Source organism: Streptococcus pacificus (genome assembly GCF_016481305.1).
GTDB lineage: Bacteria > Bacillota > Bacilli > Lactobacillales > Streptococcaceae > Streptococcus > Streptococcus pacificus.
On sequence record NZ_JAENBO010000001.1, the window covers coordinates 291,192 to 317,612 of the forward strand.

The following is a 26,421-nucleotide window of genomic DNA, read 5'->3' on the forward strand; positions in this document are numbered from 1 at the left end:
GAAAAGTTTATGAAAATTGTATTTGCGTCTGATTCTTTTAAAGGATCACTATCCTCAGAAAAAATTTCAGAGTTATTAGAGACAGTGACACCGCAAATTTTTCCAAACGCTGAGATGGTGTCTCTTCCAGTTGCTGATGGTGGCGAAGGGACAATGTCAATCTTAGTCAAGGCTTTAAAGGGGAGTTATAAAAAAGTAATAACAGAAGATCCATTGGGAGAGCCAGTGACGGCTTGTTATGGTTTACTGCCAAAGCATACTGCTATTATCGAAATGGCGAGTGCTTCAGGATTACCACTAGTGAAAGAAGAAAAAAGAAACCCTCTTTTAACGAGTTCTTATGGCACTGGCCTATTGATTCGTGATGCGCTTGACGAAGGGGTTGAACACATTTTAATAGCACTAGGTGGCAGTGCCACTAATGATGGGGGCATGGGAGCAATGACTGCTCTAGGCATTCATTTTTTAGATAAAAATGGTCAACGTCTAAAAGGGTCGGGTGAAGAATTAGCCAAGGTATATGCGATTGATGTTTCAAACGCTCACTCTAGACTTAAAAATGTTCAATTCACCATTTTATCAGATGTTACCAATCCTCTTTTAGGAAAAAATGGCGCCACCTATACCTTTTCTAAACAAAAAGGGGCTACAGATTCTATGATGCAATCCTTAGAAACGGGAATGACAGAGTTTTCTTACTTGGTTGAAAGATCAGTTGGTAGGCAACTCGTAAATAAAGAAGGGTCAGGAGCTGCTGGGGGGCTTGCTTTTTCTCTCATGGCATTTGTGAAAGCAAATGTGGCTTCTGGGATTGAAACGATTTTAGATATTTTAGGATTTGACACAAAAATTAAAGGTGCTGATTTTATTATTACTGGTGAAGGTCAGTTGGATCGTCAGTCTGCTTTTGGAAAAGTTATCTCTGGTGTCGCTAAAAGAGCAAAAAAACAAGATATCCCGGTTTTTGCAATCGTCGGTAGTTTACAAGACCACTATGAAACGATTTATGATTGTGGGGTTTCAAGTATTATCACTACTGTTAATAGACCAATGTCTCTTGATGAAGCACTTGAAAATAGTGAGTTTCTTTATCAAGATGCTGCCTATCGATTATTAACTGCAATTAGAACTGGTATGATAATCCATCAAAAAAGTAAAAATTAACCCTACTTACAAATTCTTTCTTTGCTATCATTTTTAGTTTAGTGTAAAATAATAATTAAAAGGAAAAAGGAGTCAAATATGATTTTAATAACAGGAAGTAAGGGGCAATTAGGAACTGAATTACGCCACCTTTTAGATGAAAGAAATGTTGATTATGTCGCTGCAGATGTTAGTGAAATGGATATTACGAATGAAGAACAAGTAGAAGCTTTTTTTGCAAAAGTAAAACCAACCTTAGTCTATCATTGTGCTGCTTATACAGCTGTAGATGCAGCAGAAGATGAAGGAAAAGAATTAGATTATGCTATTAATGTGACAGGAACTGAAATTATTGCAAAAGCTTCTGAGAAGTATGGTGCAACGCTTGTTTACATTTCAACAGACTATGTGTTTGATGGCAATAAACCATTAGGAGAAGAATGGTTAGAAACAGATACACCAGATCCACAAACAGAGTACGGACGTACTAAACGTCTTGGTGAAGAAGCTGTTGAAAAATTTGCTAGTCAATACTACATTATTCGTACGGCATGGGTATTTGGAAATTATGGGAAAAACTTTGTTTTCACCATGCAAGACCTCGCCAAAAAACACCCACGTTTAACCGTTGTCAACGACCAATTTGGTAGACCTACATGGACAAGAACACTTGCAGAATTCATGACTTATCTCACAGATAACAGAAAAGAATTTGGTTATTATCACTTATCAAATGACGCAGATAAAGTCACTTCATGGTATGATTTTGCAGTAGAGATTCTTAAAGACACTGATGTTGAAGTAGCACCAGTAGACTCTAGCCAGTTTCCAGCCAAAGCAAAACGCCCGTTTAACTCAACAATGAGCCTAGAAAAAACAAAAGCCACAGGCTTTGTCATTCCTAGCTGGCAAGATGCTCTCAAAGAATTTTACCGCCAAGGGAAAAAATAAAAAAAGAACAAGTATTATGAAATGATTTTTTATCTAATATTTTATATTGATTAATTTATTGAAAAAGTGGTTGTATTTCAACCATTTTTTTAATTTACTTAAATTATTGATTTTTTTTAATATTTTTATACAATTCTACTGTCGAATCAGTTTTTTGATTACTTTACTATTTTTTTTATTGAAGGGGGTACGAATATATGAAAATTAAACAAAAAATGTTTTATATTTTTTTGTTTTTACCAGTTTTCTTTTTGTTACGATGACTGTTAAAGCTGAAGAAAATATAATACCTTTTCCAAATGATCAATTATATTCTAATGAAAAAGGGTTTGAAGAAAACAAAGAAAGTAAAGAATTAATTGAGGAACCAAATCAGACTGTTTCTCAGGATTCTAACACTCCTGAAGGAGTACTAGAAAATATAGATGTTTCTGAGAAAGTAAAAGAAGTATCTGATTTGAAGGAAAATGTTGACAACTCTGTTAACAAACATATAGATAATGAAAATATTGACGAACCAGTTCTTGAAAATTCTAATGAATCAATAAAACAAGAACAAAAAGAGCAAAAAGTAAATACTGATGAGACAATTGATAAAAGAACAAGTAATTTTAGATCAACGACTATTGAAAAAAACAAAGTATCGGTTGAAGCTATTTTTCGTTTATACAATCCCAACACTGGTGAACACCACTATACATCAAGTAGAGGTGAAAATAATTATTTAGAGAAAGTTGGATGGATATCTGAAGGTATCGGTTGGTATGCTCCAGTACGTGGGGATGAAGTCTATCGACTTTATAATCCAAATAATGGTAATCATCATTATACAAAATCAAAAGGAGAAAGTAATTTTCTAAGTAGAGTTGGTTGGATTTATGAAGGTATTGGCTGGCATTCAGGCGGAACAAAAAGTATATATCGACTTTACAATCCCTATGCCAAAGGTGCAGGAAGTCATCATTACACAGGTTCAAAAGGTGAGAGTAATTATTTAGATAAAATTGGTTGGAATTATGAAGGAATTGGATGGTATGCTATTGAGGAATCAGTTTTAGATGATAGCATTACTAAACCAAATAATAAATTAGATGTTGAAATGACATCAACTGGACTTCAAGTAAATTTTTCATCAAATACTATCACTGATTATAGTAAAATAAGATTTTCTGTATGGTCAGAGAAAAATGGAAAAGATGATTTACTAACATACCAATCTGATTTTAATGGGAATGCAACAATTCCATTTTTGAATCATAATGATTTTGGTCTTTATAATATTGAAGCATATTTTGAAAATTCGAATAAAATTCTTGTATCTAAATCAATCGAACTAGAAACTTACAAGACTAATACTGAAATTAGTAAAGTTAATGATACAACTTATACAGTTAGAGTGAACAATGTTCCTATGGCAATTAATGGGATTGTAGTTCCTGTTTGGACATCTAAAAATGGACAAGATGATATAAAATGGTACGAAGGTAAAAAAATAGCAGATGGAGAATATTTGGCCACTATTTTATTAGGAAATCATAATCTTGAAGAAGGATTTTATAATGTTCATGTTTATGGAAAGGGATTTAAAAAGTTAGCTCCTCTAGCTGCAACCGAAGGTTTTACAACAAAACTATTACCAACACAAACAGGTAACATAAATATTTCTAACGTTGATAAGAAAAATTATAGTTTTACAGCCACTGTTTCAGAGGTTGGCCATAAATTAGGTATTAAATCTATTGATATTGCTGTATGGTCCGATCCAAATGGACAAGATGATATAGAATGGTATAGAGCTATTCCTCAAGCTGATGGGACATATAAAGCAATTGTTCATTTAGCAACCCATGAATTTGTAAATGGTAACTATAATATCCATGTATACTATAATCTAAAAAATAATACAAAGTCAGGAGTGGGAGCTTTAACTAAAAAAATACAAGTCCCTGCACCTAGAGAATTTATTCAAAAAGAATTACAATCTATTAGAAGTAAATTTAATGAACTATTTGGTGGAGTTCCAGGGAACAAATCTCTTGTTGTAATGCCAACAAATGGGACTGAACTTTTGTCTATAAATGATAATGTTCAACGTTCAGCATCAACAATTAAACTGTTTATCATGGCTGCAGCATTTGCCAAATCCGAAAGAGGCGAACTTAACCTTAGTCAAGCTTATACCATAAAAAATTCAGACTTGGTAGAAGCTTCTACAGCTTTAGCTGGAAAAGCTGGTGTAACCTATACTTTAGATGATATTACTAGAATGATGGTTCAATATAGTGATAATACTGCTACAAACATTATGATATCAGCAATAGGTGGTGTTGATGCTGTTAATAGTGAAATTCGTCGATTGGGCTATACTAAGACTACTCTAAACAGATACATGAGAATTCAATCTCAGATTGATAGAGGTTTAGAAAATTATATCTCTGCTGTTGAAGCAACAGATTTATTAAAAAACATCTATAATCAATCATCAACAGCTTCTACCCAATCAGATAAAAGTATGCTTAATAAATTAAGCAATAATTTTTATAAATTATGGCTTCCTGCAAATATTCAATCAATTGCTCAAACGTGGGATAAGCCTGGAAATGATCCTAAATTTGGAGTTGAAAACGATATAGCTATTATTAAGCGTAATGGTAGAGCATATGCAGTTGGACTTTTAACTCAAGGTAATAGAGGCAATGGTTTAACCTACACAAATAAATTTGCTCAATTTGGCAAATTCATTGCTAGTCTATTGTAGAAATTATAATATCTAAATGTTTTATTAAGATGAATTTAAAGTAATAGAAAAAAGATAGAAAACCTTTTTAAGTTTTCTATCTTTTGTTTTCCATTGGTTATTGTTGTTATAAACTTATGTTTTTAAAACAGAAATAATTATAATACCAAAAGGTTGATTTAAAGATAATCTAAGAGGTGAAAAACTTCAAATTATTTAAGAGATTGAAACAATAATTTATCAAAATAAGGATATGTTCAAAATCGCCAAAGAAATGAAAATATGATATAATAAAATGATTGTATTGTATAGAATGAGGTTATTATGCGTCACGTTTTTATCCTTGGTAGTAGAGGACTTCCAGCAAGTTATGGAGGTTTTGAAACTTTTGTTCAAGAACTGATTCAAAATCAAGTGTCTCCTGATATTAAATATCACGTGGCTTGTCTTTCAAATGAAAAACAAGGTCATCATTTTGATTACTCAGGCGCTGATTGTTTTACTATTAAACCTCCAAAGATAGGTAGTGCGCGTGTTATTGCCTATGATATGATGGCTATTAACTATTCCTTGTCTTTGATTCAAAAGCAGCAAATAAAACAACCTATTTTTTATTTACTAGGTAATACCATCGGTGGTTTTATTCATCCTTTTGCCAAAAAGATTAAAGGGGTGGGAGGAAAGTTATTTGTCAATCCGGATGGACTAGAGTGGAAACGTTCTAAATGGCCAAAACCTGTTCAAATGTATTTGAAGTACTCAGAAAAAATGATGACAAAGCATGCCAATCTTATCATTACAGATAACCTTGGCATTGAAGACTATATTAGAACCTCTTATCCTTGGTCTAAGACATCATTTATCGCTTATGGAACGGATACAGAATCGTCTAATCTATCACCAACAGACCCAACAGTGAGAGAGTTTTATCAAAAATGGCAAATCACAGAAAAAAATTATTACCTAATATTAGGACGCTTTATTCCAGAAAATAATTATGAAACTATTATTAGAGAATTTATGGCTAGTCAAACCGAAAGGGATTTGATCATTATTAGCAATTACGAAGGCAATGCTTACTTTGAAACTCTTCGTCAAAAAACTCATTTTAATCAGGATGAGCGTATTAAGTTTGTAGGTACCGTCTATGATAAAGAATTGGTTTCCTATATTCGTGAGAATGCCTTTGCTTACCTCCATGGTCATTCTGTTGGCGGGACTAATCCAGGTCTTCTTGAGTCACTAGCTCATACCGATCTAAGTTTAGTGTTGGACGTTTCTTTTAATCGTCAAACCGCTAAAGATGTTGTTTATTACTGGAAGAGCAAAGAAAATGATTTAAAAGACTTACTAAATAAGATGGATAAAAAAGACCATTTTAAAGAACTTGGTATAGCTGCCAAAAATCATGTTAAAGAGAATTATACATGGTCAAAAATTGTCAAAGAATATGAGGATTTATTTTTAAGTGAAAGTTAATATTGTGATGGCTACTTATAATGGCGAAAAATTTCTTGCCGAGCAAATCGAAAGTATCCAAAAACAAACCTTTAAAGATTGGACTCTTTTAATAAGGGACGATGGCTCTAACGATCAGACTAGAACTATCATTCAAGCCTTTGTCAAAAAAGATTCACGCATTCATCTTATCGATTCTGAAAAATTTGATAATGTGGGAGTTATTAAAAGTTTTTATACTCTTGTTAAGCGTGAGTCTGCAGATTTTTATTTTTTTAGTGATCAAGATGATGTTTGGTTGGAAGATAAATTAGAAAAGACATTAGCTAAAGCACAAACTTTTCCTAGCGATAAGCCATTACTGGTTTATACCGACTTATCTGTGGTCAATCAAAATCTTGAAATGATGACTGAAAGCATGATAGAAAAACAATCTCATCATGCCAATACGACTCTTCTTCAAGAATTGACAGAGAATACGGTAACTGGTGGAACCATGCTGATTAATCATACACTTGCCAAAAAATGGACAGTTGATGATAATATTTTGATGCATGATTGGTATCTTGCTTTGTTAGCTAGTGCAATGGGTAATCTTGTTTATATAGATAGACCAACTCAATTATATCGTCAACATGACAATAATGTTCTTGGCGCAAGGACATGGACAAAAAGAATGAAAAAGTGGCTAAAACCACACTTACTATTAGAAAAATATTGGTGGCTTATCACAGAAAGTCAAAAACAAGCCCGCCATCTCTTACAATTTGATTTATCAAAGCAAAATAAAGAGATGATTATAGCATACACTTCTCTACTTGAACAACCATTATCGAGAAGATATGCTGCATTAAAAAAGTATGATTTTAAAAAGAATCGACTTTTTCATACCCTCGTGTTTAGAGGACTTATTCTTACAAAAATAGGCTATAGGAGAAAATAAAATGTTGTTATTCCGAAAAGAAAATTGGATTCTTTTGCAAGAAATGGTAAAAACAGATTTTAAATTACGATATCAAGGCAGTTTGATTGGCCACTTGTGGTCAATTCTAAAACCACTCTTGTTGTTTACTATCATGTATTTGGTTTTTGTGCGTTTCTTGCGTTTTGATGACGGTACTCCACATTATGCTGTTTCCCTATTACTTGGGATGGTGACATGGAATTTTTTCACAGAAGCTACGAATATGGGTATGATGTCAATTGTTTCGCGAGGAGATCTACTTAGAAAACTTAATTTCTCAAAAGAAATTATTGTTTTGTCTTCTGTAGTTGGGGCGGCTATTAATTATTCTATTAATATGCTTGTTGTTTTGGTCTTTGCTCTTTTAAATGGTGTTGCCATCAGTTGGAAAATATTAATTGTTTTTCCTCTCTTTTTTGAAATTGCTTTATTGGCTACTGGGGTTGCATTTGTTTTATCAACCTTGTTTGTTAGATATCGAGATATTGGTCCTATTTGGGAAGTGGTCCTACAAGCCGGTCTTTACGGTACCCCAATTATCTACTCTTTAACCTTTATTATAAATAGAGGGCAGGTAACATTTGCTAAGGTTATGATGTTAAATCCAATTGCACAAATTATTCAAGATTTAAGGCATTTCATTGTCTATTCAGGGAGCCATAGGATTAGTGATTTAATTCAAAATCATTTCTTGGTAATGATTCCATATGTACTACCAATTATTATTTTTATTATTGGTTATATTGTTTTTAACAAAAATTCTAAGAAATTTGCGGAGATTCTTTAATGAAAACAAATGACATAGCAGTTAAAGTAGAACATGTTAGTAAGTATTTTAAATTGCCAACAGAGAGTTCTCAAAGCTTAAGAACAACTCTAGTGAATCGTTTTAAAGGTGTAAAAGGCTATAAAGAGCAACATGTTCTTAAAGATATTAATTTTGAAGTGAAAAAAGGTGATTTCTTTGGTATCGTTGGTCGAAATGGTTCAGGTAAATCAACTCTATTGAAGATTATTTCACAAATCTATTTTCCAGAAAAAGGTAAGATTACTATTGATGGGAAAATGGTCTCCTTTATTGAATTGGGTGTAGGGTTTAATCCAGAATTAACAGGACGTGAAAATGTTTATATGAATGGTGCCATGCTTGGTTTTACAACGGAAGAAGTGGATGCCATGTATGATGACATTGTTAATTTTGCTGAACTTCACGAGTTTATGAATCAAAAACTAAAAAATTATTCTAGTGGGATGCAAGTTCGTTTAGCATTTTCAGTAGCCATTAAAGCACAAGGTGATATTTTGATTCTTGATGAAGTTTTAGCTGTTGGAGATGAAGCTTTTCAAAGAAAGTGTAATGATTACTTTTTAGAGCGTAAAAACAGTGGAAAAACAACCATTTTAGTAACTCATGATATGGGTGCCGTTAAAAAATATTGTAACAAAGCCGTTTTGATTGAAGATGGATTGATAAAAGTTCAAGGTGATCCAGATGATGTGGCTAATCAATATAGTTTTGACAACGTTAATATTGAAGATGTTTCTCAAGAAGATAACGATGGCAATGACAAACAACAATTAGTTTCTGATTTTAAAATTAAATTATTGTCTAAAAATCAAGTATCGCCAGATGAAGAATTAGTCTTTGAATTTTCTTATAATGTTTTATCAGATATTGAGACTCACGTTGCTATTTCTATGATTGATTTAGATACAAACTACGGTTTGTACAACGATAACTCTATTAATCTAACGACATCAAAAAGAGGCTTGAAGAAATTTCACTATAAATGCTCTCTACCTTATTTAAATAACGCCAAGCTAAAATTAGTGGCAAGTGTCAGAGATGAAGAAAAGAGAGTTTTGGCATTCAGCTCTGCTTCAGATTCTCCAGTCTTTTTGATAAACCGTAAAGTAGATGTTGACGATAAATCAGAATTTGATGCTGCGACTGGATTGCTTAAAAGAAATGGAACTTGGAGTGACGTGAAAGGTCAATGAGTATGAAAAAAAATATCCTCTTTATTTCTCCGACAGGAACATTAGAAAATGGTGCTGAGATATCGATTACAAATTTAATGACTCATTTGTCTGATCTAGGATATCAGGTCTTTAATGTTTTTCCAAATATTGGTCATCCAACTCAAAAAAATTATGAGTTAAAAATGACATCTCACCATATTACATACTACAAATTAGAGATTTTAAACTGGTGGTGGGAAGAATCACCAAGCTTTTTACATGGTACAACAATGGATAGATCTTTTTTCTATGAAAAAAATATCAATGAAATAAGAACTATTATTGCTGAAAACGATATTGACGTAGTCATTAGTAATACTGTTAATGTTTTTCAAGGTGCCATTGCTGCTTCACTAGAAAAAAAGAAACATATTTGGTTAATTCATGAATTTCCAAAAGATGAATTTGACTACTATACTAAAAAAATTGAATTTATTTCTGATTCCTCAGATGCTATTTTTGCAGTCGATGGACCTTTAACTCATAAACTTAAGGAACTTTTCCCTAAGAGTACACAAATTAATTCATTCACACCAATGACAAATTTCATGACACAATCATTAACTCAAGGTGAATCAACACGATTTGTTTCTATTAGTAAAATTAATGATAACAAGAATCAATTGGAACTTTTAGAGGCCTATAAAGAGTTAAATCGAGTGGATATTCCTTTAGTTTTTATTGGTGATTGGGATTCAGATTATAAAAAGCAATGTGATGCTTATATCGAAGATAATGCGTTGGCAAATGTTACTTTCCTAGGGAATAAAGAACAGCCTTGGGATTATGTGACTGATAAAGATATCTGTGTTTTCACTTCGAAAGTTGAAACATTTGGATTGGTATTTTTGGAGGCTGTTAAATATGCTGTACCAACGATTTCTTCAAATAATGAAGGCTATCAATTTGTTGCTGATAAATTCAGGGCAGGTCGTGTCTATCCATTAGGAAATATTGAGAGATTGAAAGAAGAAATGTTTGACTATCTTGAAAATTTTGATGCTCGCAAATTAGAAGCTATAAACAACTCGAAACTATTAAAAGACAATAATCCTAACTATTACTACTCATCACTTATAGAAGAATTACAAATTGATAATCGAAAGAATAAAGTAATGGATGCTCTTTCGTCAATTGTTGGAAATTATAACCCTGATTACCATCCCTTTCAGATACATGAAAAGTTTGTCAGTGTTTATTTTTCAGATGAGAATAATCAATTCAATGAAAAGACAACTCTGAGATTGCCGTTTCGTTTTAAAGATACTTTTGTGATTAAAGTCCCTTTGGGGGTTAAAGAAATAAGAGTCGATTTATCTGAGACACCAAATTTTTTCAACTCTTTCTCACTGATTAATCAGATCTCAAAACAAATAATTAAGCCTAAAATTTCAACTCATGTAGAAATAGAAGAAGTCATTGTTTTTGATCATAATGATCCTCAAATTGTTTATAATGTTGAATCTTTTGAAGGTAAGGAATTGTTATTTTCTTATGAACTAGTAAGTATGACTAAGATCTTAAAACAAGATTACATTGAAAAAATTATCACTTTTAAAAATAATGAATTGAGAGATTTAAATCAGATTCAAGATAAATTAAACGAAGAAAAAGCTAGTCAAGAAAGTCAGTTCTCTCAACTTGAAAATCAATACAATGCTATTGTTAATTCAAGACGTTGGCAGATAACAACCAAATTAATTAATCTATTTAGGAGAAAAAAATGAACCGTTTGTTACTCTATGTTCACTTTAATAAGAACAATAAACTGAGCCCTCATGTTATTTATCAGCTTGAAAAGATGAAGCCTCTTTTTTCGCGTATTGTTTTTATTACAAATAGCATGTTAAAAGAACAAGATAAGACTACTCTACAAAACAAGCATCTATTTGATGAGTTTATTCAAAGAGAAAACAAGGGTTATGATTTTGCAGCATGGCATGATGGGATGGAAAAAATTGGGATGGATCGACTTTCAGATTACGATTCAATCACTGTAATGAACGATACCTGTTTTGGACCTTTGTGGGATATGGAACCCTATTATAAAACCTATGAAGACGATGATAGTGTTGACTTTTGGGGAATGACAAACCATCAAGCTGTTAAAACAAGAGAAGTGGCTATTGACGAACATTTACAGTCCTACTTTATTTCATTTAAAAAAAGAATAATCAATTCAAAAGTATTTAAGTCATTTTGGAATAATGTAGAATCTTATACCGATGTTCAAAATGTTATCGACAATTATGAAACGAAATATACAAAACTATTTACTAGAGCAGGATTTCATTATGCCTCAATTTTAAATACTGTTCCATTATCCGATGATTTTTTCCATTCTAACTTTACTATCCATTACCCCCATGTTTTGTTAGACCATAAGGTACCATTTGTTAAAATTAAGACTTTTGATTTAACTCAGCATTTGTCGCCATATGTGTTAAAAGAAATTGAAAAAATATCGGATTACCCTGTTGAGTTAATTCTTTCTCATATGAGTGATATTAGTCTTCCAACACCAGCCTATCTTTTAGATAGAAAAGTTTTGAAAAACGATCATAAACCATATTCAAATACCAAAAAAGTTGCTGTTCACCTTCATACTTACTATGTTGACTTGCTAGAAACTTTTTTAAAGCAATTTGAAGCATTTGATTTTGACTATGATTTATTTTTAACTACAGATTCGGAAACAAAAAAAGAAGCAATTAATAAAATTCTCTCATCTAAAGCAGTTAATGCAACAGTGTTGGTAACAGGAAACAGAGGTAGAGACGTACTACCAATGTTTAAATTAAAAGAAACACTATCTCACTATGACTACATTGGTCATTTTCATACTAAGAAATCTCCTGAATATCCCTATTGGGTAGGAGATTCATGGAGAGAAGAATTATTTCAAATGATGTTAAAACCTGCAGAAAGCATTCTTTCGACTCTTGAAAACAATGACAACTGTGGTCTCGTAATTGCTGATATCCCATCATTCTTTCGTTATACTAAAATTGTTGATCCTTGGAACGAAAATAAATTTGCTTCAGATATGAACGATTTGTGGGAAAGAATGAAACTTGATAGACAAATTGATTTTGATAAGTTAAACAATTTTATTATGAGTTATGGTACATTTATCTGGTTTAAATACGATGCTTTAAAACCTCTATTTGATTTGAATATTACAGATGAAGAAGTACCAAAAGAACCTCTACCTCAACATACTATCTTACATTCTATTGAGAGAATACTAATGTATTTGGCTTGGGCTAGAGGATACGACTATAGAATCTCTAAAAACGATATCTATATTACACCATTTGTTGATAATACTGTTCTAAACATTAGACCGGATACACTCCCTAATACTTATGTTAACTTTGATAATATAGGAGGAATCAAAGGCGCATTTAAATATATTTTCTTAGGTCCTGCAAGTGCTATGAAGTATATTTTAAAACGTCTTGTTAAAAAAATAAAATCATGAAAAAACCTAAATTACTCTATTCAACCATAATTAAATATTTATTTTCAATAGTTATCACTTTATACTCTTATAAAGTAACGTCGGATTTAGTGCCCATATTTGCAGGGGTTCTAGAACTGTCCATGATATTCTTTATTTCAAATATGCTTTTTAAAGTAAATAAATACATTGCGAATATTGTTAATACTGTTTTGATGTTACTTTATAATATTGAACAAGTTATTTTAATTTTTGGTGGTTCTTATTTAACTTATACAATGTTAACAAATGTAGATTCGTTAGAAGCCTTGTCAGGTCATGCTATTTTGTATGCTTCAGGTTTTCTTATATTGTTATTTTTTAGCTTTTTACCTATTTCAGAACAGCTAAAAAAAATGGAGTATCAAATTTTATCTTTTTTAGTCATTGTTATATTAGAAATAAGTGTAGTTGGTCTAAAAATTTTTGAAAACACTCCTTTTACAAACTATTACTCTTTAATTCAAATACATCAAGAAAGAATGGATTTATTAAATAGAATAGGAAACAATGAGGTTACTGAAAATTTTTATAAGAGCGAAGTTGTAAATGCTACTAGTAAACCAGAAAATTTACCAGATAATCCAAATATTGTTGTTATTTTTACGGAAGGATTATCTGAAAGAATACTTCATGATGATAGGGGGCTAATGGCCAATACTGTTCAAATTGAGGATGAGTCACTTTCTTTTGAAAACTATTATAATCATACTTTTGCAACATATTTGGGAATTAAAGGGCAGTTATATTCTGGTTACCAAGCAACAAATTACGAAGACAATTATCTTGTAGGCATGCAGGATGTTCTAAATGACAAAAACTACAATACAACCTTTATTAATACAGAACCAAATAATGTTGATTTCACAAAATATTTAAAAAGTATGAATTTTGATGAAGTTATTTCTCCAGATTCAATAAAATCAACCGTTTCTGATAAAAAAGCTTATCAATACTTGTTTGAAACAATGGAAGAAAAAGATAAAGAAGATGCCCCTTTCTTTATTTCTATGTATACTTTTGGAACCCATCTTAGTCTGGACTCTGATGATGAAATTTTTGGAGACGGAGAAAATCCGAATCTAAATAAATTTTATAATTTAGATATTCAATTCAAATCATTTATTGATATGTTTAATCAATCTGAGCTTTCTAAAAATACTATAATCGTTTTCACTACTGACCATGCAACTTATGTTGATGCCGATTATGTTAACACTTTTGGTAATGATAGAGCTGTTGGGCATCTTGATAAAGTACCGTTTTTCATTTATTATAATGGGGTGACACCACAAAGGATAGATGTTAATGGTAGAAATTCTTTATCTTTAGTACCTACCATATTGGATTATGTTGATATTTCAGAAGACAATTATTTTCTAGGAGATACTCTGTTCAATAATAACAGTACAAGCAAATTAGATACTATCTTTTCTTCTGAGGATTCTATTTTTACTACTAAAGATTCTAAAATAGATTTTTTAAAGCCTGAAGTTCGTGATGAAACACTGGATATAATTGAACAATACTACACTTTTAAGTTAATCAAATAAAATAGAATTATTGACTGACTTAAACATTAAGAAAAACTAAACTTCAATGATAAAAATTAGGAGAAGACTGTGAAGAAAATAATTCTTATTCCAGCTTATAATGAGAGTAGTAATATTGAGAGGACTATAAATTCTATCGAAAAAGATGCTCCAGATTTTGATTATATTATTATTAATGATTGTTCTACAGATAATACTCTTGAAATTTGCAAAAGAAATGGGTTTAATGTTATTTCATTACCAATTAATTTAGGGATTGGCGGTGCTGTTCAAACGGGATACAGATATGCTCAAAGAAATGGTTATGATGTTGCTGTTCAAGTAGATGGAGACGGTCAGCACAATCCTCTTTTTCTTTCGAAAATGCTTCATGAACTTACTGAATCTAATCTTGATATGGTAATAGGATCTCGTTTTATAACAAATGAAGGTTTTCAATCTTCGTTTGCACGTCGGGTAGGCATTCGTTACTTTAGATGGTTAATTAAATTAATAACAGGTGAAACTATTACAGATGCAACTTCTGGACTGAGAATGGTTAACAAAAAATTGATTGAGCGTTTTTCGTTTAATTATCCAGATGATTATCCGGAACCAGAAACAGTAGTGGAAGCACTAATTAACGGGAATAATATTAAAGAAATCCCAGTAATAATGAATGAACGAATAGGTGGTGTGTCATCTATTTCAATGTCGAAGTCGATTTATTATATGATTAAAGTGACTTTAGCAATATTATTTGTAAAATTGAGAGGAAAAAAATGATATGTCTAGTATAGCTAGAATTTTTGTAAGTATTTTAATATTTAGTTTTATTGTATGGGTGATAAAGCTCATTAAACATGACAAACTTGCTATTCGGTATTCTCTTTCATGGTTTATACTTGCATTTTTTATCTTAATATTTGCTTGGTTTCCTAATTTCCTAAAATTCATATCAAATTTATTAGGGATATATTCGCCAACAAATATGTTGTTTTTCTTCGGTTTCTGCTTAAGTCTAATGATTATCTTTTCTTTGACTAATAATATTTCTATTCAAAATCACAAATTAAAACATCTAGCCCAAGAAATTGCTCTGTTAAAAAAAGAGGAAGGAAATGAATAAATTAACATCTTATCAAAAAATGTTTTTTTGGAATATGATGGGAAGTCTTTCCACCGCTGTTATTTCAGTTGTTTTGCTGATTGTCGTTTCAAGATTTTTAAATACGATTGACTCAGATAGTTATGTGTTTGCTTACTCATTGGGCAATTTATTTGTAGTCATTGGTCTTTTTCAAATTAGAAATTTTCAAGCAACTGATATAGAAGAAAAGTATTCTTTTTCTATATATTTTTTGGCAAGGCTATTTTCTTGTCTATTAATGATTACAATTACAATCATTTATTTGATGTTGACTAATTACGATATCTATAAATCTCAGGTTATCTTTTATGTCTCATTGTACCGTCTTTCAGATGCTTTATCTGATTTATTTCAAGGTTTATTTCAACAACATGAACGTTTAGATATTGCTGGTAAATCTTTAACATTTCGAAATTCTTTAATCTTTTTGATTTTTGCTATTTTGATTTTTATGACTAGAGATTTACTTTTTAGTTTACAAATGCTTTGCATAACATCTTTTATATTTATAGCATTATATGACATCAGGAAATCAATTAGATTTGATAAAGTTGATTTTATTGGACTTTTGTCAAAAAATTCATTTGTAAAATGTTTAAAATTAATGAATGAAACTTTACCACTCTTTATAAATGGTTTTCTAATTATATTTATTTATAATCAACCAAAGTTTTCTTTGGAAACAATGACAAATTTAGGCAAAATAGCATTTGGCTCCCAAACGATTTTTAATATCTTATTTATGCCTGCATTTGTTATGAATTTGATGATGTTATTTTTTAGACCTGTGATTACAGAAATGGCCATAGCAATTGCTAAGCAAAAGAATCATCAGTTTAAAATTTTGCAAAGAAAGTTGTTCTCTAATTTATTTTTCCTTAGTATATTAATTATTTTTGGTAGCGGAATTGTTGGAATTAAATTTTTGGAAATTCTATACAATATAGAATTAAAGGAATATTGGTTTTCATTAATTGTTATAATGATTGGAGGTTCAATAGGAAGTTTTGCAACTGCTATTGACAATATATTGACTGCAATGAGATTCCAAAAATACCTAATAATTCCTTATTCAGGAAGTTTTATCGTATCTTTACTGTTTTCTAATAAATTAGTTGAAAATTTTCAAATTTTTGGAGCATCATTAAGCTTTATTACTGCAATGGTAGTGTGGTTAACTTTATCAATAGTGGTATTCCAATTTGTAAAAAGGAGAAGTAATGGACATTTTTAAAATTTTCTTTAAAACAAAAGATAAATTTTTGACATCTGTTTTAGTAAGTTTAACATTTCTATTGTTAATTAGTGGCCTCTCCTCAATTTTCTTAAGACAACCTGCAACATGGTATGATGAGGAAATACACTATGTGAGAAGTATTCAAATTGCAAATGGTGATATTCTAAAAACGCAAAAACAGGACAATACAAAATATGGTGGCAAAATTTCTCAAACTCAAAATGAATTTATAACTAAAGCATTTAATAGTAAACTTTTTGATAAAGAAATTGAAGCAATTGAACCCAATTGGATGGAAGATTATGCTTCTATAAGGTCTAATGATAAAAGCATCTATAAAGTTAGTGTAACAGCCGTTAGTTACATGCCATTTCAATATTTTCCTTTTTCCTTTATTGTTCTCATAAATAAAGTTTTACATTTGAGTGTAACTAGCGAATTTATTTTAATGAGACTTTCAGGATTTTTAGTTTCTTTTGTATTATTAATTTTGGCGATTAGAATTATCCCTTTTGGGAAATTAACACTAAGTTTGATTGCACTGTGTCCTCCTTTCTTCTTAAGTATGTCAAGTGTAACGGCTGATAGTTTTGTTTTTGGAATCACTTCTTTATTTATTGCCTATAGTCTTAGTTTAATTTATAAATCAATACAACGAACTGATAGAATCACTAAAAATGAAATCATTATTTATAGCCTGATTTCTTTAGGATTGATTTTTGCTAAACCTCCTGCTTTTTTATTAGTTGCTCTAACGATTCCTGTAATTATTGTAGGATTACATAACAAAGTTCTTACTAAGAAGCAGTCTCTATACCTTTTGTCACTCATCTTATTCCTGGCTTTTATAACCTTACTTTGGTTGTTTATAGTTAGAAATGTTGACAGTAGTCATTATTTTGGTGTGGCTGCTGATATTTCTAAGCAAGTCGCATTTCTTAAATCAAATCCTAAGACAGTTCTTATTTTACTGGTAAAAGAAATATCAAATTATAATTTCTTTGGAATGCAGTTAGGGTATGCAGATTCGGCGAATTACATGCAATTACCCATGCTTTCTTCCTTTTTTATAGTCATTTCTGTGACATTGAGTACTTTAATTAGTGATAACGTTATTGAATATGACAATAGTTGGAATAAAAAATTTGTTTTCTTTTTCAATGCATACAAAATAATTGGTTTCCTTGTTATTGTAGCCATTACTTTTTTGCTTCTTTATTTACAATTTACTCCTGTAGCAGCTCCTCAAATTGATGGTGTTCAACCCCGTTATTTTTTACCGTATTGGTTGCTTTTGTTATCTATTGCACCTAAAAAAATTAATACAAATAAAAAGACAATTATGTTCATTGTTTTATCAGGATTAGTACCACTAATTTATTATTTTATTTTCTTATTTATTCAGTTATAGATTACAAAATTACTATCTTTATTTTTAGTCTTTCAGTTGTACTTTCTAAATATTAAAAGAGGTGTTCTCTAGATGAAGTGATTTCAAAAGTTAGATAATTTAATTAAGGTAAGGATTGAGTTCTGTATTTCACAGAGCTCAGTCCTTTTAATATTTCTAAAAAACAAATAAACTATTTTCGAATAATTTAGTGTGGGAAATAATTTTCTTAATGAGAAATACATTTCTAACAAAAGAAAGGAGAAAAATGAGTAAAAAGAAAAATTTAATATTAAGTTGTTGTTTCTTACTATCTTATTTTATATGCTTGACTACAACAATTTTTGCTAATGAAACTGACTCTGGTCAAATTTATATTGATAATATTAACAAATCATTAGGAACTTATGATGTTTTATTACTTGAACCATCTAACCAAAATAATATTACCAAGATGAAAGTTGCCATCTGGTCAGATGAGGGCGGACAGGATGATTTAAGGTGGTATGAAGCTCACTACAATGATAATGGGGAAATGGTTTTTCATTTTAATGTTAAAAATCACAAGTCTAAAACAGGTCATTACATTACCCATGTTTACACAACTGATAAAAGTGGTCATGTAGAAGGAAAAAATCTTGGTAAAGTTGCTTTTAACATTTCTAAGCCTAAAGTTGAAACAAAATCAGATGGTTTTAAACTTTCAAACTCAATAAATCCTACTGATGGTTATCTGATGACTGCTATTTGGTCTGATGAATATGGTCAAGATGATATTAAGTGGTATCGTCATGACAGTGAAGGAGAGGTAGTTGCTCCTTATATTAATCATAAAGGTTTTGGAACATACCATGCTCATACTTATTGGTTTAAAAATGGTTCTTCTAGTTTTATTGGTTCTAAAACTCTAAGGTTAAACAAACCTCAACTTAATTATCAAATAAGCAAAATTAAAGACACAGCTTATCAAGTCACGATAAACAATGTGCCTCAACATATGAGAAGTATTCTTGTTCCTGTTTGGTCGGATAAAAATGGTCAAGATGATCTCAAATGGTATCAAGCGACAAAAATTGATGCTACTACTTATCAGGTAATGGTACCTCTTAAGAACCATCACTTTAATTTAGGGTACTACAGTGTTCATCTTTATGGAAGAAGTGATCTTTATACTGGTTTAAAGGGATTGCAAAGCACTTCTGGATTTGTTGTGAATACTATTGGGAACTATGAATCTCCTCAAATGGCAAGCACTTATGTTAAAGGGAGTTCTTCCGTTTTTTCTGTCAATGTTAATGAAACGCTTCACTCAAAAGGTATCAAACAGATAAGTGTTGCTGTATGGTCGGATGCTAATCAAGGTAACCTCAAATGGTATCAGAGTCAACACACAAATAATGGCACATTTTCAATAGAGGCTGATGTTAAAAATCATGCCAATAGAAACGGTCTTTATCATGTTCATGTCTATATTACTTATAATGACGGTGAAACGAGAGGTTATCCCTTGTCTCAAGTTTCGCTAAAAGCTAGGTCTGAAACAAGCTATGCTTACTTTTCACAGTATTATATGCCATCAAATTATCAAAATTTATTAACTTACAAATCTCCAACTTCAAGAACAATATATGGTGGTTATGACAATATTTCAACAAGCTACAGTCAAGGCCAGTGTACCTTTTATGTCTACAACCGAATTAGAGAAACGCATGGTTTTGCTGTTTATCGTTGGTTAGGGAATGGTCAAGACTGGGTTAATAGTTTAACTAGTCGCGGTTGGCATCGTAGTAACAAACCAACTGTCGGTTCTGTTTTGTCAGTCAAAGGAGGCTATGATCACACTTATCCTCAGTATGGTCATGTTGCCTTTGTCGAACATGTCAATTCTGATGGCAGTTTTCTCATCAGTGAATTAAATTATAATACCGTGCAAACTAAAGTTCATTGGCGTGTATTGCGGCCACAATTTTATTATAGTTTTGCGAGTTATCAATAACAACAACTGAAAGTCTCTTTATGAGTCTTTTTTTATTTATTATTTCATTAATATTATTACCATTAATCTTGAAGTACCACCCTAAAAATGCTAAAATAAAGAAAAAATTTGAAGACAAGAGGTCAAATGATGCTATTTTCAAAAAAGAAATGGACAGTCATTCTACCTATCGCTACAAGTATCTTGCTATACCCTTCAATGGTTTTGGCAGATGATACCATCACTCAGGTAGAAGTCCCCAAAGTAGAGGAAGTTGTTAGTAACGAACCTTCAACTAGTCAAACTATTCTAGAAACAAGCTTAGTCTCACCTAGTGACTTAAATTCTTCTCAAGAAAACAAGTCATCAGATGAACTATCTTCTTCTGAGAAAGTATCAAAAGAAGAAGCCGTTTCTGTTGAAGATACAACAAGCTCAGTTTCTGATACTGAAGAAGTGAATGCTTCAAAAGAGGAACAAGAGCTAATCAACAATAATAGCAATGGTAAAAATGAAGAAGAAATTGCTAATCGGGACAACGAAGCCACTAACGCAAGTGGTTTTAGAGCGAAACCTGGAACAGCTAATGCTGAAGTTGTGACGGATGTTTCAGAAGGCACAACAGGGCTACGTCTCCAATATCAAAGAGAAATTCCCCAACAAACAAGTATTCTATTTGCGGTTTGGACGGATAAAAACGGTCAAGATGATTTAAAATGGTATCGTGCCGAAACAGGTGGTGTTGCTTATGTTAGTTATGAAAACCATAAGTCCTATGGTCTTTATCATGTGCATACTTATGCCAACCAAAGTGGGCGTATGATTGGCTTAAATGCAACAACGATTACTATTAAAGAACCCACCCCTAAAGTCCAAATCACAAAAGCTGATGATAATCACTATCGTATTAATGTGAGTGATGTGCCTCAAACCATAAAAAGTATTGTGGTACCAATATGGTCTGATAAAAATGGTCAGGATGATTTGAAATGGTATCAAGCCAAACAACTATCACCAACTCAATATGAGACGCTAATCAATGTCAAAGATCATAAAAATGATTTTGGTTTTTATCATGTTCACCTTTATGGTTATAGCGAAATAACCAAATCACTCATTGGTTTAATGGCTACACCAGGTTTTAAACATGAGAATAAACAAGAGGAGACATACGCAAAAGTTAGTCTTCAAGGTTACAATAAAAACAATAGTACCTTCAGTGTAGTTGTGGATGCCAGTCAATCGACAAAAACCCCTCGGTATGTTCGAGTGGCCGTTTGGTCAGAAGCGAAAGGTCAAGATGACTTAAAATGGTACACACCAGCAATTTCAAACAACAAAGCAACTACCCAAGTAGATATTGCTAACCACAGTAATACCAGTGATTTTTATATTGTTCATGTTTACACTGATTATAGTGATGGAAAAACGATTGGGACAGATCTTGGTAAACACTATATTAATCGTCCACAACCCGCCAATAAAATCAGTTCAAAGTTGACTTCACAAGGAATAGAAATCAAGCTAACTTCTGATAGTATTAAAGATTTAAGACAAATTCGTTTTGCCGTTTGGTCAGACGACAAAGGTCAAGATGATTTGAAATGGTATGCAGCAAATTCTAATGGTGTAGCGACAGCTAACTATACTAATCATAAAGGATATGGTACATATCATATTCATACCTATGTTACTCAAAGTGGCCAATTAAAAGGATTAAAGGCTGACAAGCTAACTATTTCTAAACCAAATATCAAGGTTGCTATTAACAAACTTTCTGCAACTAACTATGAAGTGGTTGTGAGTGATGTGCCTCTATATCTTAGTGGTATTGTTACTCCCGTTTGGTCTGACAACAAAGGTCAAGATGATTTGAAATGGGAAAAAGCTGCTAAAATTTCTTCAACGAGTTACAAATCAATAATTGATGTGAGAAATCATCACTTTGATTCAGGTCATTACAGTGTTCATATCTATGGTTACAATCAACTAGAGGGTAATCGTTTGGTTGGATTATCTGCTAGTCCAGGCTTTAATGTGAAAAAGGTAGAACAAGGCAAAATAACAGCAGTTGTAACCAATCATAAACCTAATGAGGGAACTTTAGATGTCCTTATTTCGGAAACACCAACCTCACCAAAGATAAAATCTGTTCGTGTTGCGGCTTGGTCAGAAAGTAAGCAAGAAAACCTCTCTTGGTATGTTTCTGATAGTGTCAGAAATGGTTCAATTGTTGTTCATGTCAACCAAGCTAATCACCAACATAAAAAAGGTAACTATACTGTTCATGCCTATGTTACAAATACGGACGGTCAAGAAATTGGCTTTAATCTAGGTAATCATATGTTAAATTCCAATATTAAGGGATCGGCTTCACAAGGAAATTATGATGTGATTAATCGTGTGGTTTATCTTGATGCAGGACATGGCGGAAGAGATCCAGGTGCCGCTTATTTTGGTCATTCAGAAAAAGAATTGACCACAATAATGCAAAATTTGGTGAGACAGCGTTTAGAAAAAGAAGGCTATAAAGTTGTCACAACACGTGAATCAGAAGACGTTTATGTCGATTTACTAGATCGTTCAAAAAAATCAAACGCTTCTAATTCGGATTTGTTCTTAAGCATGCATTTCAACGCGTCAGTTAATAGTAGTATTAGCGGAATTGAAACCTATATGTACAAATATTATCAAGAGTACCCTTCTCGCATTAATAAGACTTACCACAACAATCCTGAACGATTAGCAAGAAGCCAAGTGTTGGCTAATGCGATTCAATCAGAAACGGTTAAAAGAACGGGTGCCCCAGATAGAGGGGTAAGGCGTGAAACCTTTGCCGTTTTAAGAGAGACAACAGCACCAGCTGTTTTGGTTGAACTTGGTTATTTATCAAATCGTTCTGAAAATAATAAGGTTATCCAACCGTCTTATCAAGCAAAACTAGCTGATGGTATTGTAGCCGGTATTAAGAAATATTATCGCACTTATCAATAAGAGATGATTAATACATGAATAAAAAACCTTTCTTTGTAAAAAAATGGCAAAGAAAGGTTTTTTCATGCTAATATTACGTTATACTAAGACCGTTTTATGGTATAATAGAAAGGAAATTAGACAACGAGGTAAAGCAATGACTTACGATAAATTATTAGACCGATTTTTAACATACGTTAAGATTAATACACGTAGTAATCCAGACAGTACGACAACCCCAACGACTGAGTCTCAAAAGGACTTTGTATTAAATGTGTTAAAACCTGAGATGGAGAGCATCGGTCTAGAAAATGTTCATTATCTTTCTCATAATGGTTACCTTGTGGGTACATTACCTGCCAATGATGAGTCTATGACTAGAAAAATTGGTTTTATTTCCCATGTTGATACGGCTGATTTTAATGCTGAAGGCGTAAATCCTCAGGTGATTACTAATTATGATGGTGGTATCATCCAATTAGGGCAAACATCTTATCAGTTAAACCCAAAAGATTTTCCAAATCTTAATCATTATCATGGTCAAACCCTCATCACGACTGATGGAACAACGCTTCTAGGTGCTGATGATAAATCAGGGATTGCGGAGATTATGACTGCGATGGCCTATCTTGTTAATCATCCAGAAATAAAACATGGTGAAATTCGTGTTGGTTTTGGTCCTGACGAAGAGATTGGCATTGGGGCAAATAAATTTGATGTTGCTGATTTTGATGTTGATTTTGCCTACACCGTTGACGGTGGCCCACTTGGTGAACTTCAGTATGAAACTTTTAGTGCAGCTGGTGCAGAAATTCAATTTTTAGGAAGAAATGTGCATCCAGGAACTGCTAAAGGCCAAATGGTTAATGCATTACAATTAGCGATGGATTATCATGAGCAACTGCCTAAGACAGATCGTCCAGAATTAACTGAGGGTTATGAAGGCTTCTTCCATCTTTTAAGTTTAAGTGGTACTGTAGAAGAAGCATATGCTAGCTACATTATCCGAGATTTTGAGGATAAAAACTTTTTAAAACGTAAAGCCTTGATGGCTGATATTGCCAAACAAATGAATGATGATCTTGGTGAAGAAAGAGTACTAGTGACTCTGTCTGATCGTTATTACAATATGAAAAAAGTCATTGAAAAAGATATGACTAGTGTTGAAATTGCTAAACAAGTCATGGAAAATCTAGACATCAAGCCAGTGATTGAACCTATTCGTGGAGGAACTGATGGTTCTAAAATTTCCTTTATGGGCATTCCAACACCAAATATTTTTGCTGGTGGTGAAAATATGCACGGACGTTTTGAATTTGTTAGTTTAGAAACTATGCAAAAGGCTGTTGATGTGATTATTGGCATTGCTAGCTATAAAGATTAAAATGATAGATTGATTATAACAGAGAAGGAGGTCGCAATGATTAAAATTTTTGGAAAAATGAGATATCACTTTCAACCAGAATTATCATGGCTGATTAGCTATTGGTCTTTAACCTTTATTCCAATTTTTGTTGCCTTATCTCTGCTCTATGAAAAGACAAGTATGTCATCTCAAATATTTTTATTATTTGGTATTTTTCTTCTTTTGACAGGATTTGGTCTCCATCGTTATTTTATTATCGAAGAAACTGGCTATTTAAGAATTGTCACTTTAAACATTTTTTCTAAGAAAAGGCTTTTGATTTCAGACATCTCTAAAATAAATGTTACTAAATCAACACTAACGATAGTCTTAAATAATGGTGAACGCCACCTGTTTTATATGAGAAAATGGCCTAAAAAATATTTTTTAGATGCTCTAGCAGTCTGTGACTCTTTTCAAGGAGAAGTTGAGTTACTTGATAATTTTATTCAACTTGATTATTTTGAAGCTTATAAGAATAATAAAAAAGCTCCTACGGTGTAGTAAGAGCTTTCGTTGGGCATGATTTGACAGCTAATAGTGTCTTATCTGAATTAGGGACTTCCTGAGTTAACTCTTCAGAGTTTGAAAACTTAACAATACCATTGTCATAGTAATCAAATACATCAGAGTAGGTTTGGCAAAGTCCACAAGCTATACATTTTTCTGGAATTATCGTTACTTTCATAGTATTATTGTAATACTAATTTCAAGATTTCACAAGGGAGAAGATATGGTAAAGAAACCATGGGAGACGAAAGTTTTTGCTGAAAGAAGGCAAAACAACTCTCGAAAACATAAAGTGAGTACAGTGATCAGTACGCCATTTTTGACAATTTTATTAGTTGTCTTCTTTGCTATTATTGTTGGTATCTTATTAATTGTTATCTATACTGCAAATGGTGGTTCTGAAAAACAATCCCTTGAAGAGGCGTTTTATAACCCAGATCGAACAACAAAAAACGTTGAACAAGAAACAACATCAGTAGAAGAAGTAAAAGAAACACAAACAACAGTAGAAACAACACCAAAAGAAAATAGAAAAACAATTACTGTAGAAGCTGGAGAAGGCCCGTCGCGTATTGCTGAGCGTGGGGGTATTTCACTTGAAAAATTATATGAACTAAACCCAGATAAAATGAGCACTGGGTCTTGGTTAGCTCACCCAGGAGATGAAGTTTTTGTTGAATAAAGAGGAAAAAATGACACCAATACAAATTGCTATAGATGGTCCTGCCTCAAGCGGGAAAAGCACTGTTGCTAAAATAATTGCAAGAAAATTAAACTATACTTACCTTGATACTGGAGCAATGTATCGCTCGATGACATATTTGATTTTAAAACATCAATTGACGGCTGAGCAAGTTCCAGAGATTATCGCTTTGCTAGATCAGTTCCCCTTATCTTTTGGTCACGGTAATGACGGCAATCCCAGAGTTTTTGTTGGAGATGTTGATATTACAGATATTATTCGTCAAAATGAAGTAACGAAAAATGTCTCTTGGGTCTCTGCTATTCCTGAGGTGAGAGAAAAGTTAGTTGATCTTCAAAGACGTATTGCACTTGAAGGTGGTATTGTCATGGATGGTCGTGATATCGGTACTGTTGTTTTACCTAAAGCAGAATTAAAGATTTTTTTAATTGCTTCTGTTGATGAAAGAGCTAATCGTCGTTATAAAGAAAACCTAGAAAAAGGTATTCCTACTGATTTAGAGACTTTAAAAGAAGAAATTGCTCAAAGAGATTACAAAGATAGTCACCGTAAGGTTTCTCCTTTAAAAGCGGCAGAAGATGCGATTACTCTAGACACAACCGGTTTGACCATTGAAGAAGTTGTCGACTTTATTTTAGAAAAAGCAAATAAAATCATTGACAGTGAAAATAAAATGTAGTATTATGGTATTAATGGGAAAAGCAGAAGTGAGAACTTCTCGCCTTGCAATTAACGTTGTCTGGCTCTACATAACACATTTCAATGATGA

At 32.1% G+C, this 26,421-nt stretch carries 21 protein-coding genes and 1 other annotated feature (1 of these 22 cut by a window edge); of the genes, 20 read left to right on the forward strand and 1 reads right to left on the reverse strand.

The annotated features are described in order from the left end of the window. The first annotated feature begins 9 nt into the window (after positions 1-9). From JHK62_RS01305 to JHK62_RS01390, 18 genes are all read left to right on the forward strand, one after another. Positions 10-1,164 carry a glycerate kinase gene (locus JHK62_RS01305; protein ID WP_199574875.1) on the forward strand — a complete coding sequence of 385 codons (1,155 nt, stop codon included), beginning with the start codon at positions 10-12 and terminating at the stop codon, positions 1,162-1,164. A 78-nt stretch (positions 1,165-1,242) separates the two neighbouring features. Then, the gene (rfbD, locus tag JHK62_RS01310; RefSeq protein ID WP_199574876.1) at positions 1,243-2,094 is read left to right on the forward strand and encodes a dTDP-4-dehydrorhamnose reductase; all 852 of its coding nucleotides are present in this window, start codon (positions 1,243-1,245) and stop codon (positions 2,092-2,094) included. A 259-nt stretch (positions 2,095-2,353) separates the two neighbouring features. Further along, positions 2,354-4,852 (forward strand): GBS Bsp-like repeat-containing protein, encoded by a 2,499-nt coding sequence (locus tag JHK62_RS01315; protein WP_199574877.1) that lies wholly within the window; start codon positions 2,354-2,356, stop codon positions 4,850-4,852. A 303-nt stretch (positions 4,853-5,155) separates the two neighbouring features. Continuing rightward, complete coding sequence (cps2T, locus tag JHK62_RS01320; RefSeq protein WP_199574878.1) at positions 5,156-6,310, forward strand: beta 1-4 rhamnosyltransferase Cps2T; 1,155 nt, start codon at positions 5,156-5,158, stop codon at positions 6,308-6,310. Then, the gene (locus JHK62_RS01325; RefSeq protein WP_199574879.1) at positions 6,300-7,232 is read left to right on the forward strand and encodes a glycosyltransferase; all 933 of its coding nucleotides are present in this window, start codon (positions 6,300-6,302) and stop codon (positions 7,230-7,232) included. Before cps2T ends, JHK62_RS01325 begins: the two co-directional genes overlap by 11 nt. A 1-nt stretch (position 7,233) precedes the next feature. Further along, positions 7,234-8,040: an ABC transporter permease gene (locus JHK62_RS01330; RefSeq protein ID WP_199574880.1), complete on the forward strand. Its 807-nt coding sequence runs from the start codon at positions 7,234-7,236 to the stop codon at positions 8,038-8,040. After that, complete coding sequence (locus JHK62_RS01335; protein WP_199574881.1) at positions 8,040-9,254, forward strand: ABC transporter ATP-binding protein; 1,215 nt, start codon at positions 8,040-8,042, stop codon at positions 9,252-9,254. Before JHK62_RS01330 ends, JHK62_RS01335 begins: the two co-directional genes overlap by 1 nt. A gap of 2 nt (positions 9,255-9,256) precedes the next feature. Continuing rightward, positions 9,257-11,002 (forward strand): glycosyltransferase, encoded by a 1,746-nt coding sequence (locus JHK62_RS01340; protein ID WP_199574882.1) that lies wholly within the window; start codon positions 9,257-9,259, stop codon positions 11,000-11,002. Next, positions 10,999-12,759 (forward strand): rhamnan synthesis F family protein, encoded by a 1,761-nt coding sequence (locus JHK62_RS01345; RefSeq protein WP_199574883.1) that lies wholly within the window; start codon positions 10,999-11,001, stop codon positions 12,757-12,759. The genes JHK62_RS01340 and JHK62_RS01345 overlap by 4 nt, the downstream gene beginning before the upstream one ends. Continuing rightward, positions 12,756-14,330, forward strand: a complete 1,575-nt coding sequence (locus JHK62_RS01350) for a sulfatase-like hydrolase/transferase (RefSeq protein ID WP_199574884.1) — start codon at positions 12,756-12,758, stop codon at positions 14,328-14,330. The genes JHK62_RS01345 and JHK62_RS01350 overlap by 4 nt, the downstream gene beginning before the upstream one ends. Positions 14,331-14,399: 69 nt before the next feature. Next, positions 14,400-15,095 carry a glycosyltransferase gene (locus JHK62_RS01355; protein WP_199574885.1) on the forward strand — a complete coding sequence of 232 codons (696 nt, stop codon included), beginning with the start codon at positions 14,400-14,402 and terminating at the stop codon, positions 15,093-15,095. Between the two features lies 1 nt (position 15,096). After that, on the forward strand, positions 15,097-15,438 hold the full coding sequence (locus JHK62_RS01360) for a DUF2304 domain-containing protein (protein WP_199574886.1): 342 nt from the start codon (positions 15,097-15,099) through the stop codon (positions 15,436-15,438). Continuing rightward, entirely contained in the window at positions 15,431-16,693 is a 1,263-nt protein-coding gene (locus tag JHK62_RS01365; protein ID WP_199574887.1) for an MATE family efflux transporter, read from the forward strand. The genes JHK62_RS01360 and JHK62_RS01365 overlap by 8 nt, the downstream gene beginning before the upstream one ends. After that, the gene (locus tag JHK62_RS01370; protein WP_199574888.1) at positions 16,680-18,107 is read left to right on the forward strand and encodes a DUF2142 domain-containing protein; all 1,428 of its coding nucleotides are present in this window, start codon (positions 16,680-16,682) and stop codon (positions 18,105-18,107) included. The genes JHK62_RS01365 and JHK62_RS01370 overlap by 14 nt, the downstream gene beginning before the upstream one ends. 247 nt (positions 18,108-18,354) lie before the next feature. Further along, complete coding sequence (locus tag JHK62_RS01375; protein ID WP_199574889.1) at positions 18,355-20,082, forward strand: GBS Bsp-like repeat-containing protein; 1,728 nt, start codon at positions 18,355-18,357, stop codon at positions 20,080-20,082. Positions 20,083-20,208: 126 nt separating this feature from the next. Next, entirely contained in the window at positions 20,209-23,055 is a 2,847-nt protein-coding gene (locus JHK62_RS01380) for a GBS Bsp-like repeat-containing protein (protein ID WP_199574890.1), read from the forward strand. A 136-nt stretch (positions 23,056-23,191) separates the two neighbouring features. Next, on the forward strand, positions 23,192-24,418 hold the full coding sequence (gene pepT, locus JHK62_RS01385; RefSeq protein ID WP_199574891.1) for a peptidase T: 1,227 nt from the start codon (positions 23,192-23,194) through the stop codon (positions 24,416-24,418). A 36-nt stretch (positions 24,419-24,454) separates the two neighbouring features. Continuing rightward, entirely contained in the window at positions 24,455-24,943 is a 489-nt protein-coding gene (locus JHK62_RS01390) for an EbsA family protein (RefSeq protein WP_199574892.1), read from the forward strand. Here the strand turns inward: JHK62_RS01390 and JHK62_RS01395 are convergent. Then, a complete protein-coding gene (locus tag JHK62_RS01395; protein ID WP_199574893.1) occupies positions 24,933-25,127 on the reverse strand; it encodes a ferredoxin in 195 nt (64 codons plus the stop codon). The genes JHK62_RS01390 and JHK62_RS01395 overlap by 11 nt on opposite strands. A 45-nt stretch (positions 25,128-25,172) precedes the next feature. On the opposite strand from JHK62_RS01395, the gene JHK62_RS01400 reads away from it, so the two are divergent. Both JHK62_RS01400 and cmk read left to right on the forward strand, forming a co-directional pair. Further along, positions 25,173-25,631: an SAG1386/EF1546 family surface-associated protein gene (locus tag JHK62_RS01400; RefSeq protein WP_199574894.1), complete on the forward strand. Its 459-nt coding sequence runs from the start codon at positions 25,173-25,175 to the stop codon at positions 25,629-25,631. Positions 25,632-25,641: 10 nt separating this feature from the next. Then, positions 25,642-26,331 (forward strand): (d)CMP kinase, encoded by a 690-nt coding sequence (cmk, locus tag JHK62_RS01405; protein WP_199574895.1) that lies wholly within the window; start codon positions 25,642-25,644, stop codon positions 26,329-26,331. A 14-nt stretch (positions 26,332-26,345) separates the two neighbouring features. Beyond that, positions 26,346-26,421 (forward strand) — a sequence feature (ribosomal protein L20 leader region) (it continues 50 nt past the right edge of the window).